Consider the following 13,576-nt stretch of genomic DNA (forward strand, 5'->3'; position numbering starts at 1 on the left):
CGAGGCCCTGCATTTAAAATGTCAGGGCTTTTTTTTTACATTATTGATTCTCAAAATGGCTATGGGCCTATCTATACGCTCATGTGAATAGCGAATAGTGGGGAGGGCCAATAAGATTTTAAATGGTTGACCATCCAGTACCCTTTTTATCCAATGCTTGACATTATAATGAGTAGTTAAGTAAGTGATCGCCTGGAAAAAATACTACCAATAGCGTATTTTAGTGCAATAGCAAAAATTCAATTGGCCAAAAATGGCACTTATCGTTGGGTAAAAAAATAAAGAACAGACAGCCATAAGCTGACCATTCTTTTCTGTTTTAAACCTTAAGACACAAATATAATCAAATAGCAGGAGATAAAAAACAAAGCCAACTGCCCTGCCGAGGTAATAAGCAGCCTTCAATTGAATATATAAGTGTATCCACTAACCCCTTTAAATTTTTGATTGAGATAGTAATAAAGGCATCACTTTGCAAACAGCATCTAGCATAAAATTTCCAAGGCAATTGACCCTATTCAATATATTGACCACGTCCTTGAGTTAATGTGGGCAGACGGCAGCCCCTCTCATTCAAGGAGCGAAAATACCCGTACAAAAACCCTGTTGACAAACCCTATTTACCTTTTAAAACCAATATCCACCTTAGCCAACAACTAGGCCTTACTTTTATTACATTTTATCGCAGAAATTACATTTTCATTTTTAGCATATTTTTTTAAAGAATATTTACGATTCGACATTTTAGCACATGTTTTTTTAACACTTTATTAGAATAGATAAACAATATTAACATTATAGAATCTCCTTGGATCACACCCTGAGATGGCGCTATTGTTTATATAAAAAATAACCATCAACTTTAAAGTGTTATTTTGACATAACCTAAATTATTATTAACCTAATTAGATAAAGAATGCAAAACTATTTACCCAAAATAAAATTGTTTTTGCTAGGCCTAGCCTTGCTATTAGCAAGTAGCCTAACATTACACGCACAGTCCCGGGAAGTGACAGGAACTGTCATTTCCGGAGAGGACGACCTACCCTTACCAGGTGTATCGGTATTGGTAAAAGGCACTGTAAGAGGTGCAGTATCGGATATAGATGGAAAATATAAAATCACATTACAACCATCTGATCAAACAATTGTCTATTCTTTTGTGGGATTCGAAAGTCAAGAGGTAGCGGTAAACAACCAAAGCACCATAGACATCACCTTAAACCCCGACATGCAATCCCTAAGCGAGGTGATTGTGGTTGGGTATGGAGAACAGAAAAAGGAAACCATTACTGGCTCTGTAGCCACAGTTAAAGGTGCTGAATTGGTAAAATCCCCTGCCATGAACCTTTCAAACTCGATCGCAGGAAGAATGTCTGGAGTAATTGCTGTGAATAGAAGCGGTGAACCAGGCTATGACGGTGCAGGCATAAGAATTCGTGGATCCAATACCCTAGGAAACAATGATGCCTTAATTGTAATTGATGGAATTCCCGCTAGAGCAGGTGGAATTGACCGACTAAACCCTAATGACATTGAAACCATCTCTGTTTTAAAGGATGCTTCTGCTGCCATTTATGGCGCAAGGGCTGCCAACGGTGTGATTTTGGTAACGACCAAAAGAGGTAAAGAAGGCAAGCCAGAACTTACCTATCAGTTCAACCAGGGTTTTGCCCAACCTACTACTATACCAAAATTATCTGATGCAGCCCAGTATGGTGAAATGCTCAACGACCTGAATGTTTATGAGCTACCTTCTAGCGAATGGAGATCAGCTACAGATGCTTATCGATCTACTGGTACCTACCTTACACAAGGAGGCCAGGAAAGAACTGCACCATTCAGTCCTGAAGCATTGGCATTGCACAGGTCAGGTACTGACCCATGGAACTACCCAAATACGGATTGGTATGGTGAGACCTTGAAAACCTGGTCTCCACAGACAAGGCATAATTTGCAGTTGAATGGCGGATCAGAAAGTTTAAGGTACATGGCATCTTTAGGTTACCAAAATCAGGATGCCTATTACAAAAATTCAGCCACTGGTTTCAAGCAATATGACATGCGAATAAACCTGGATGCAAAGATCAATGAATACATAGATCTTCAATTGGGCGTATTGGCAAGACAAGAATACCGCTTTTTCCCTACCAGAGGAGCAGGTGCTATTTTCAGAATGCAGATGAGAGGTAAGCCACATGAGCCTGCTTACTGGCCTGATGGCAGACCTGGACCAGATATTGAAAATGGAGAAAATCCTGTGGTGATCACAACGAATGCTACAGGGTACGACAGAGATACTAGAAATTACTTCCAAACAAATGGTGCGTTGAACATCAAAATACCAGGCGTTGAAGGATTGAAATTTCAAGGAACAGCGGCAATTGACAACCTAAGTAGGTTCCAAAAAAGATGGGAGACGCCATGGATCCTATACCAAAAGGGCAATGGCTTTGAGGCAGATGGGGTAACACCTATCCTCGTTCCAAGCCAAAGAGGACCTGCTGAACCAAGATTAAGACAAACCAACATCAATCAGTTAAACATATTGTTAGGTGGTATACTTACCTATGAAAAGCAAGTTGGAGATCACGGTTTTAATGCCTTGGCAGGTGTCAATAAGGAAACGGTAGAAGGTGATGATTTCTTTGCCTACAGAAGGTACTTTATCTCTCCGGCCATCGATCAAATGTTTGCAGGAGGAGATTCTGAAAAAGACAACGGTGGTGGTGCCTTTACCAGAGGGCGTCTCAATTACTTTGGTAGAGTTGCCTATAATTACCAGGAAAAGTACCTTTTCGAATTCCTTTGGAGGTTTGATGGCTCTTACATTTTCCCTGAAGCGTCAAGGTTTGGGTTCTTCCCAGGAGTAATGGCCGGTTGGGTGGTTTCAGAAGAAGACTTCTGGAAAAACAATATTTCAGCCATGGACTTCTTTAAAGTCAGAGGGTCCTGGGGACAAATGGGAAATGACCAGATTTATTACGATGGATCTTTACAGGAATACCAATTCCTAGCCACGTATGGTTTTAGAAGTCAGATATTAGAAAACACAGAAGCCAAAACCTTGTATGAAACAAGGGTTCCGAACAATGCAATTACCTGGGAGGTGGCAAACAATTCTAACATTGGTATAGAAGGCCAAATGTATCAAGGTAAAGTTTTCTTCGAATTTGATTACTTCTATAACAAGCGTACCAATATCCTTTGGAGAAAAAATGCATCCGTTCCTCAATCAAGTGGATTAGCCTCTTTGCTACCTGCTGAGAACATCGGAGAAGTAGAAAACAAAGGTTTTGATATCAATATTGGTTACAGAGGGCAAAAAGGAGATATTTCCTACAGCGTCAGTGCGAATGGTGGCTATGCCAAGAACAATATTCTTTTCTGGGATGAGCCGCCTGGAGCACCTGAATGGCAACTGTCTACGGGAAAGCCTATGAATACTCCATCCCCAGTATACTTATATGACGGTGTATTCCCTAACCAGGCTGCGATTGATTCAGAAAACCTGGATTATTCAGACATTACCAATAACCTTCGTCCTGGCGACATGAAATTTAAAGATTATGATGGTGATGGCGCTATCACACCGCTGGACAGGGTAAGACTAGATAAAAACAATATCCCAAGGTTTCAAGGCGGTGTCAATCTTAATGCTTCCTATAGAAACTTTGACTTAGCGATATTGTTTCAGGGAGCTGCCGGAGCCATTGCGCAGGTAAGTTTAGGAGAATCTGGAAACATAGGAAACTATCTTTTGGAATTTTACGAAAACAGGTGGACTGTCGACAATGAAAGTTCAGTATATCCTAGAATTGCCAACAGAAGTGATCAATATTATTCCAATGGAAATGACTTTTGGTTTAGGAGTTCGGACTATATAAGGTTAAAAAACTTTGAGGTGGGCTATACTGTTCCCCAGCAATTTGGCGAAAGGTTTGGCATCAGCAATTTAAGGTTTTATGCCAACGGACTTAATCTTGTCACTTGGGATAAATTAAAAGTCTATGATCCTGAATCTGACAACGCTACAGGACAATATTACCCACAAGCTAGGGTAATCAACGCTGGTCTGTCCGTAACATTCTAAATCCTAAAAAATTGAATATGATGAAAAATATAAAATATCTAGGGTTGGCATTAACAATCTCTTTTCTCAATTTTTCTTGCGATGAAGAGTTTTTAAATGCACCACCCCAAGGAGAAGTATCTGAATCTGCCGTATGGACAGATGCAGGACTTGCAGAAGCTTTTGTGACGGACCTTTACAGAGGTTTAGGTCAGGGAGGTTTTAGTGAGCAGGCTTTGGCTTCATTGACAGATGAAGCTATCTTTACTCACCCAGGTAGAAATATCACTACAATTACCGAAGCCAGATCAAATCCTCAAGAACCAGGATGGATGGATTATACCAGAAACTGGCCTGACTTGTACAGTAATTTGAGAGCGACCAATATAGCAATCGATAACTTGTCAACGCCGTTATTCTCCAATGATGGCGGAATAGCAGATCGTTTGCTCGGCGAGGCTACGTTTATGAGGGCCTACTTTCACCATCAATTGCTAAGGAATTTTGGCGGCATCCCGATTGCCAACAAAACCTTTACTTTGGACGAGGAAACCTACGAACTTCCGAGAAACACTTATGAGGAAGTGGTAGACTTTATCATCGCTGATTTGGACAAAGCTGCTACTTTATTGGCAGGAAAAGACCTCACCAGAGGTAGGGCCAATGAAATTGCTGCTCTTGCTTTAAAGTCAAGGGTGCTGATTTATGCCGCTTCCGACTTGCATGATATGCCTACTGCATCTTCAAAATCTTCCGTAATTTCAGGCTACCAAAACAAGGAACTCATTGGTTTCACCAGTGGGAGCCAAACAGAAAGATACCAGGCAGCCGCAGCAGCAGCCAAGGCTGTCCTTGATAAAGCGAGTGGTAACATGCTGGATCTATCGGCACCTTTATCTCGTGAAGAAGCCATCCAAACTTATATGAATAACTCACTTTCGAGAAATGGTGGAGAAAAGGAAATGATATTCGGAAGGTATTTCTTGGCTCAAAAGCCAGAAACCGGTGGACGTCATGGCCTTCACAATGGACCGAATGGTTACAATAACTGGGCAGGAAATACACCTGTGCAACTTTTGATTGATGATTATCAAATGATGGATGGATCAGATTTTGATTGGGACGATGAGGAACATGCAAGTGCACCTTATGAAGATCGGGAACCAAGATTCTATGCTACTTTCCTTTATGAAGGCGCTCCATGGAAGCCACGTTCCTCAGCAAATCAAGCAAGGGATCCTCTGGGTCAAATCCAAACGGGTACTTATGAAGTACTAAATGGTGAAGGTCAAAAAGTTACTCATTTCGGCCTGGATACCAGAAATAGTCCAATAGAAGATTGGAATGGAAGTTATACTGGCTATTATATCCGAAAATTTGTAGAGCCGGATCCGAATTTTGTTGACCAGAATACATGGCAAGAAATTCCTTGGCCAAATATTCGATATACTGAAGCTGTTTTTAATTATGCAGAAGCGAATATTGGCTTAGGCAATGATGAAGAAGCCAGAACCTATTTAAATAAAATAAGGTTTAGAGCCGGTCTTCCAGCCGTGACAGCCTCGGGTGAGGAATTAATGGACGTCCTTATCAATGAAAAACGCAAGGAGATGGTCAATGAAGAGCAACGGTACTATGATGCGAGACGTTGGATGATTGCTCCAGATACTTTTGGAAGACAAGCCAATGGAATTAATATCGTGGGTACGCTAAAAGCAGGTAAGGACGTGACTATTTATAGTTACAATACTGAAAACTACGACTATTCTTATGAGGTGATCAATATTGATCCGGGTAAGGAAAATCGACTTTGGCTTGACAAAATGTATTTTATGCCAATCAATTTTGATGAAATGCAGCGAAACAGAGAACTTCTTCAAAACCCAGGTTACGAAGATTAATCTGAATCGTATAGACAATATAAAAGAGCGATCAATAGATCGCTCTTTTTTTGATTTATAGAAAACAAAAGGTTATGATCTTAAATGAAATAGTTGCCTGCTATTTGAGAATGAAACAAAGGCATAATATGCTAGTATTAAATTATTATCTTCATGATTAATAGGGACTTAAAACAACTCTCTATTCACAATAAAAAAGATTTAAGCGTCAATTATCAAATCTTTATCAGCCAGATAAGCGCTCTCTTTTCATGGAGAAGCAGTCAAAACTCTTTATATTTGTCTCTCCATTGAATCATCTCTATGTCCAATATTTTACACAATAAAATACAGTTTCTTCTCTCCCTATTGGTATTGATTGGCTGTCAAAAGGAATCAATTGAAACAAATGAATTAAAGCAATTTACGCTTTTGACGCCTCAGGAATCCGGGGTATTGTTTGAGAATACGCTTACTGAGGGATTGAACACTAACATACTCATGTATGAATATTTTTATAATGGCGGAGGAGTAGCTGTTGGGGACCTTAATGGTGATGGTTTGGAAGACCTGTATTTTTCTGGCAATATGGTAGAAAACCGGCTTTACCTCAACAAAGGAAACATGGAATTTGAGGACATCACCCCTCAAGCAGGTGTTGCCACCAGAGCCGCCCCTTGGAAAACAGGAACAACCATTGTTGATGTAAATGGAGATGGCCTTTTGGATATCTATGTTTGCTATTCAGGAAATTTACCTCCTGATAAAAGAAAAAACCAACTTTTTATCAATCTGGGAAACACAGAATATAACATCCCTAAATTCAAAGAAATGGCTGCCCAATATGGGATAGACAGCGAGGCCACCAGTACACAAGCCAGTTTTTTTGACTATGACAATGATGGCGATTTAGATCTTTTTCTTCTTAACCACAACCCCAAATCACTACCCGTATTGGATGAAGCCAATACCGCTGAAATTTTAAAAATAACAGATCCAGCAGGACCTCAACTATTCAGGAATGATGGTGAATCTTTTACAGAAGTCACGGAAAAGGCGGGCATCTTAAAGGTAGCTTTATCCTATGGTCTGGGAGCAGGAATAGCAGATACCAACGGCGATGGATGGCAAGACATATATATCAGTAACGACTATACCGTTCCTGACTTTTTATACCTTAACAATGGTGATGGCACCTTTACCAATACCATCGATGACGCTTTGGGGCATATTTCTCATTTTTCAATGGGAAATGATATTGCTGATATTAACAACGATGGACAAGCGGACATTTTCACTTTAGACATGCTACCTGAAGACAATAAAAGACAAAAGCTTTTAATGGCTCCAGACAACTACGAAAAATTTGAGTTCGGTCTAAAAATGGGTTTTCATCACCAATACATGCGCAACATGCTGCATATTAACAATAGCAATGGAAGTTTTAGTGAGATTGGCCAAATGGCAGGAATTTCAAATACAGACTGGAGCTGGTCTGCATTGTTTGCAGATTTTGACAATGATGGATTAAAGGATTTGTTCATTACCAATGGTTATGCCCGAGATTACACCAATCAGGATTTCCTGAAATACATGGCAGATTACTTGAAAAACAATAAAAATGGACTTAGAAGAGAGAATGTCTTGGATTTGGTTCATCAAATGCCCTCCTCAAACCTCCATAACTACATCTATAAAAACCTTAACGGATATAAATTTGACCAAAAAGTGGTATCATGGGGCTTAGATCAAAAAGTAAATTCCAATGGTGCAGCCTATGCGGACTTGGACAATGATGGAGACCTGGACCTGATAACTAATAACATCAATCACCCCGCCTCTATTTATAGAAACAATGCAGATAGTCTCTCAAGTAATAATTACTTAAAGATAAACTTGAGAGGGGATCATAAAAACAGCTTTGGTATAGGTGCTAGAATACGTATTTATTCAAATGGGGAATTGCAACAGCAGGAGCAAATGCCTGTCAGAGGCTACCAATCCTCTATAACTCCAATCCTACATTTTGGTTTGGGGAAAGCTAGCCATATAGATTCTTTGGAAATCCTATGGCCAGGTGGCAAGGTGCAACGTTTGAAAAGCCTTAAGGCAAACCAAACCTTCACCCTTAATCAGCAAGATGCGGAGGCCAAATTTTATGCTCCCCAAAAGACCTTAACTATGTTAGCTGGGATCCCATCACCAATTGATTATAACCCCATATCGAAATCGACAAATGATTTCAAAAGACAGCCATTAATGGTAAATCCGATATCTTTCTCGGGGCCGGTGATGGTTAAAGCCGATATTAACAAGGATGGGTTGGAGGACATCTTTATCGGAGGGCAAGCTGGCGAATCAAGCCTTTTATGGATGCAAGTACAGCAAGGTGTATTCAAAGAAAAGAAGACACCAGCCTTTGAAACTGACAAGGACCACCAGGATACCGATGCAGTGTGGGCTGATTTTAATGGAGATGGAGCCATTGATTTGTATGTAGCTAGTGGTGGGTATGGAGATTTCCTTCCCACAGACGATCGACTACAGGACAGGCTATATTTAAATGACGGAAAGGGGAATTTAAGCCGAAATGACAATTCCCTTCCAAAAATGCTTACCAGTACCGGAGCAGTCGCAGCTAATGACGTTAACAAAGATGGGTTTCCTGATTTATTTGTTGGAAGTAGGGTGATTCCAGGTCGCTACCCTGAAATCCCGAAAAGTTACCTTCTTATAAACAACGGTGAAGGTCTTTTTCGGGATGAAACAGAACAAAGGTGTAAGGAGCTTAGTACGCTTGGCCTGATAACAGATGCGGAATGGGCAGACTTGAATGGAGATGGCAATGCAGAATTGGTTATAACTGGAGAATGGTTGCCTATTACTGTATTTGAAAATGAAGGACAAAACCTCCAAAACGCTAGTTCAAGCTATTTCCAAAAGGAATACAGTGGCTGGTGGAACAGTCTTCACCTCTCTGATGTAAATTCAGACGGCAGGCCAGATATTATTGCCGGCAACCAAGGTTTGAATAGCCAGGTGAAAGTTAGTCCCGAGGAACCTGCGGAAATGCATTATAAAGATTTTGATAATAATGGAGCAGTAGACCCTATTTTGAGCTTTTACATTCAAGGAAAATCTCACCCTTTCCTCACCAGAGACGAGCTTCTTGATCAAATCTCCATGATGCGCACGCGGTTTACAGATTATGAAACTTATGCAGAAGCGGGATTAGAAAATATTTTCAGTCAAGAAGAATTGAAAAATGCAGGGTATTTTAAAGCTACCTTATTGGAAACAAGTCTTTTTCTTAACAAAAATGAAGGATTTCAAAAAACCACCCTACCTTCGGAAGCTCAAATATCACCAGTATTTGCGATTGAAAGCCTGGACATTAACAAGGATGGTCATATGGATTTAATACTAGCAGGTAACATTTCCAATGCCAGACTCCGCTTTGGTAAATATGATGCAAACCATGGACTTGTATTCTTAGGTAATGGCAAAGGTGGTTTTGAATACCTTCCTCAGCATTTTTCAGGATTAGATTTAAAAGGAGATGTTCGGAGTATCATAGCAATTGACAATTTACTCCTATTTGGCATTAACCAAAAAATGATAAAAGCTTATCAAGCGGACGAAATAAACAGCAAATGAATACTTTAAAGATATATCTTCAAAAGCCATCCGAGACCATTTATTTTGCTTTTGTCCTAATAACTTGCTTGCTGATAAACTCCTGCCAATCACCAATACCCAAGCAGAAAATCCCCGCCAAAAGCATAGGATGGGTCACGGAAAAAATGACCGAATTAATGGTGCACGACATCACCAATCCACCTTTAGCCGGCAGGTTTTATGGATATGCTTGCCTTTCTGGCTACGAAACCCTTGCCAGTCAGAGTAAGGACTACCCATCCTTTACTGGTTTTTTAAACGAATTCCCACCGGTTTCAATTCCTGAAAAAGAAAGTCCTTCCATTGAAATTAGTGCGCTATTTGCCATGCTTCAAACTGCTGCCGCTATGCAACCTTCGGGGCCGGAGCTCCTTTCATTGAATCAATCCTTATTTGATTCGGCTAAGACATGGGGCTATTCAGAAGAAGACATTTCTGCTGCAGAGCAATATGCTACAAAAATTAGTGAACAGGTATTAAATTATGCGCAGAAGGACAAATACCGTGACATAAGCAATTATCCCAGGTACCAACCTACTGAAGGAAAAGGAAACTGGTACCCTACACCTCCTGGCTATTTTGCGCCAGTAGAGCCATATTTTAATACTGTTAGGCCTTTTACTTTAAAAGCCGCAGACCAATTCAAACCACTTCCTCCAGTTGCCTTCTCTACAGACCCAAATTCAGAATTTTACAAATTGATGCAAGAAGTCTACACGCTGGAGATGAACAAAGAACAACGCGAAATCGCAGGTTTTTGGGATTGCAACCCTTTTGCTTTGCAGGAAACAGGACACCTTATGGTAGGAATCAAACAGATTTCTCCTGGAGGCCATTGGATGGGCATTACTGCCATTGCCTGCCAACAATCGAACCTTGACTTTTATGAAACATTAAAAATCAATTCCCTGGTAGCCATCGGTTTAATGGATGGTTTTATAAGCTGTTGGGATGAAAAATACAGGAGCGACAGAATAAGGCCTGAAACAGCCATCCGTAAGTACATAGACCCAAACTATCAACCCATGCTTCAAACGCCTCCTTTTCCTGAATACCTTAGCGGACACTCGACCATATCTACTACTTCAGCAGTCATTCTCACTTACTTTTTTGGCGAAACTTACAGGTATACAGATACTGTAGAGGAACAATATGGCTTAGGAAGTAGAAGTTACACCTCTTTTATGCATGCGTCGGAAGAGGCAAGCATCTCTAGATTATATGGCGGCATACATTATATGGATGCCATTACTAGGGGCCAGGACCAAGGCAAAAAAGTTGCAAATTGGATTATTGAAAATTATAAAAAGCACCTGAGCCTTTCAGATCAATATTAAGAAGCGCTTAAAATATTATTTTTATATCTTTACAATTATGACATTAAGAAATTCACAATCTCAATTCAAATCTCATCTATTTGGGCTTATTCTACTTTTTTTATTGGGCTCATGTGGTAAAAGTGATACCTATAAAAAGCTTTTGGCCGAAAAACATTACCTGGTAGCAGCCAACGAAAAATTAACGGAAACCATGGTTCACGACATATTTTCTCCACCTGTTGCGAGTAGAATTTATGCTTACCCTTCCATAGCCGCTTATGAGGTGGCCGTGCTTGCCGCTCCGGAGGAATTTCATTCTCTTATGGGTCAATTGAATGAATCCAGTCCCCTATCTATAAATGCTGCAGCTCATCCGCAAGCCAATTTTCAATTGGCCAGCCTTGCTGCTTATTATAAAGTAGCATTACAGTTTATATTTACTGAACAATTTTTGATAGAGGATAGAGAAGCCTTATTTGAGGAAATTAAAAATGCAGGGATGCCAGAAGAAGAATTCAAAGCTTCCTTGGCCTTGGGAGATGCAGTGGCAGATGAAATACTAGCTTATGCTTCTAAAGACAATTACCATCAAAGCAGATCTTTTGGTAAATACACCGTTAAGAACGACTTAGGCAGCTGGAAACCGACTCCCCCAGCTTATATAGAAAGTATAGAGCCGCACTGGAACAAGATAAGGCCTTTTTTCTTGGATTCAGCCAGCCAGTTTGCTCCTGCAGCTCCACCTCCATTTGACACCCTACCAGAAAGCACTTTTTATCAAGACGCAAAGGCGGTAATGGATGCCGGAAATAATATGCAGGGAGAACAAGAAGAAATAGCCTTCTTCTGGGACTGCAATCCTTATAAAATGAATGTAAAAGGCCACGTCATGTTTGCAGAAAAGAAAATAACCCCGGGAGGACACTGGATGGGCATTGCGGGTATAGCAGCCAAAAGCAAGGGGCTGGAATGGAAAGCTACTGCCGAAACCTTAGCCACTACCTCTATTTATCTATTTGACGGTTTTATTTCCTGCTGGGATGAAAAATACCGAAGTGCCTTGATCAGGCCAGAAACTTATATCAATATATATATGGATGAAAATTGGTTGCCATTGCTACAAACACCCCCATTCCCTGAATATACAAGTGGGCACAGTGTAGTATCTACCGCTGCAGCAGAGGCACTTACGAAACTACTTGGTGAGCCCTTTCATTTCATTGATTCTACAGAGGTTACTTTTGGATTAGGTGTCAGGGAATTTGATTCCTTCCGTATCGCTTCAACAGAAGCTGCCATTAGTCGCTTTTTTGGGGGGATCCATTATCTCCCAGCCATTGATAACGGCGTTGAGCAAGGAAAGGAAATTGCCCAGTTGATCAATCAAAAAATAAAAACGAGAAAAGAATAAAAATTGCTGAGTCAATTAAAAGTCCTTCTGTTTCTAATTATACGGAAGGACTTTTACCTTTAAATTTAATGTTAAATAAAGAATTTTTTATCCCGAATATAATCCGACACATGTGGGTGTAGCAAATATTTCACCGAGCCCCCTTTCTTGATCGTCTTACGAATAAAGGTTGCAGAGATATCAAGAAGTGGTGCCTCCACATAATGGATGTTTTTATGGTTGAGGTCTTTGCTTTTCCCTGGCCTGGGGTAGACGTATATTTTGTATTGATTCAATAACTCCTCACTGTTTTTCCACTTGTGTAAATGATTCAGATTGTCTCCTCCTAAAATAAGTGAGAAATCATGTGCTGGATATTGCTCAGATAGATAGGTGAGCGTATCGATAGTATAACTGGGCCTTGGCATGTGAAATTCCGTATCCTTCACTTTGAATTTAAAATGATCGGCTGTGGCGAGCTCCACCATTTTGAGCCTGTCAAACTCATGTAACAAAGATTTTCTTGATTTTAACGGATTTTGAGGCGACACAATAAACCAAACCTCATCCAAATCGGTTTGGTCCTGCATGGTATCAGCAATGATCAAATGACCTACGTGAATAGGGTTAAACGACCCAAAAAAAAGTCCTATTTTCAAAATGATTAACTGTTAATAAAACCTTTGACCAATTTTTCAGCTTCTTTATAAGAACGATCCAGGTCTTCATTGACAAGGACTACATCAAACTTCTTTTCGAACCCCATTTCGAATTTTGCTTTATAAATCCTCCTAGAAAGGCTTTCTTCAGATTCTGTTCCTCTGTCACGCAACCTTTGAGCCAAATCCTCCATGGATGGAACCTTCACAAATACAGAAAGTGCTTTGTCTCCAAAATAATTTTTGAGATTGATCCCACCTTTTACATCTACATCAAAAATCACATGTCTTCCCTCAGACCAAATTCTTTCGATTTCTTCCTTTAACGTACCATAAAAGTTGCCTTCATATACTTCTTCCCATTCTATAAAGGCATCCTGATTAATTTTTTCACGAAATTCCTCAGGTGACAAAAAATAATAATCTTTACCATTTTGCTCCTCTCTACCTCTCTTGTCTCTGGTACAGGCAGAGATGGAGAAACCTAGCAGTGGTTCATGTTTTAAAAGATGCTTGACAATAGTGGTTTTACCAGATCCGGATGGAGCTGAAAATATTATGACTTTTCCTTGAGGCAT

Annotated in this window: 7 protein-coding genes; 5 read left to right on the top strand and 2 right to left on the bottom strand. The window is 40.1% G+C overall.

Going from position 1 to position 13,576, the window contains the following annotated elements; genetic code table 11:
- Positions 1-916 precede the first annotated feature (916 nt).
- From AAC073_RS09635 to AAC073_RS09655, 5 genes are all read left to right on the top strand, one after another.
- A complete protein-coding gene (locus AAC073_RS09635) occupies positions 917-4,093 on the top strand; it encodes a TonB-dependent receptor (protein ID WP_339923619.1) in 3,177 nt (1,058 codons plus the stop codon).
- Positions 4,094-4,113: 20 nt separating this feature from the next.
- Positions 4,114-5,973 (top strand): RagB/SusD family nutrient uptake outer membrane protein, encoded by a 1,860-nt coding sequence (locus tag AAC073_RS09640; protein WP_339923708.1) that lies wholly within the window; start codon positions 4,114-4,116, stop codon positions 5,971-5,973.
- A 303-nt stretch (positions 5,974-6,276) separates the two neighbouring features.
- Positions 6,277-9,609 (top strand): VCBS repeat-containing protein, encoded by a 3,333-nt coding sequence (locus AAC073_RS09645; RefSeq protein ID WP_339923620.1) that lies wholly within the window; start codon positions 6,277-6,279, stop codon positions 9,607-9,609.
- Positions 9,606-10,967, top strand: coding sequence for a vanadium-dependent haloperoxidase (locus AAC073_RS09650; protein WP_339923621.1), 1,362 nt, complete (start codon positions 9,606-9,608; stop codon positions 10,965-10,967). Before AAC073_RS09645 ends, AAC073_RS09650 begins: the two co-directional genes overlap by 4 nt.
- A 37-nt stretch (positions 10,968-11,004) precedes the next feature.
- Positions 11,005-12,360, top strand: a complete 1,356-nt coding sequence (locus AAC073_RS09655; protein ID WP_339923622.1) for a vanadium-dependent haloperoxidase — start codon at positions 11,005-11,007, stop codon at positions 12,358-12,360.
- Positions 12,361-12,431: 71 nt separating this feature from the next.
- Here AAC073_RS09655 and nadD read toward each other — a convergent pair whose 3' ends face one another.
- Both nadD and gmk read right to left on the bottom strand, forming a co-directional pair.
- The gene (gene nadD, locus AAC073_RS09660) at positions 12,432-12,998 is read right to left on the bottom strand and encodes a nicotinate (nicotinamide) nucleotide adenylyltransferase (protein ID WP_339923623.1); all 567 of its coding nucleotides are present in this window, start codon (positions 12,996-12,998) and stop codon (positions 12,432-12,434) included.
- Positions 12,999-13,003: 5 nt separating this feature from the next.
- The gene (gene gmk, locus AAC073_RS09665) at positions 13,004-13,576 is read right to left on the bottom strand and encodes a guanylate kinase (protein ID WP_339923624.1); all 573 of its coding nucleotides are present in this window, start codon (positions 13,574-13,576) and stop codon (positions 13,004-13,006) included.

It is taken from the genome of uncultured Cyclobacterium sp. (genome assembly GCF_963977555.1).
In the GTDB taxonomy this organism is placed as follows: Bacteria; Bacteroidota; Bacteroidia; order Cytophagales; family Cyclobacteriaceae; genus Cyclobacterium.

Bases quoted from the DNA above. Each gene is read 5' to 3' on its own strand.
- AAC073_RS09635 (WP_339923619.1), top strand. From the start codon at position 917: ATGCAAAACTATTTACCCAAAATAAAATTGTTTTTGCTAGGCCTAGCC.
- AAC073_RS09640 (WP_339923708.1), top strand. From the start codon at position 4,114: ATGAAAAATATAAAATATCTAGGGTTGGCATTAACAATCTCTTTTCTC.
- AAC073_RS09645 (WP_339923620.1), top strand. From the start codon at position 6,277: ATGTCCAATATTTTACACAATAAAATACAGTTTCTTCTCTCCCTATTG.
- AAC073_RS09650 (WP_339923621.1), top strand. From the start codon at position 9,606: ATGAATACTTTAAAGATATATCTTCAAAAGCCATCCGAGACCATTTAT.
- AAC073_RS09655 (WP_339923622.1), top strand. From the start codon at position 11,005: ATGACATTAAGAAATTCACAATCTCAATTCAAATCTCATCTATTTGGG.
- gmk (WP_339923624.1), bottom strand. From the start codon at position 13,576: ATGCCTCAAGGAAAAGTCATAATATTTTCAGCTCCATCCGGATCTGGT.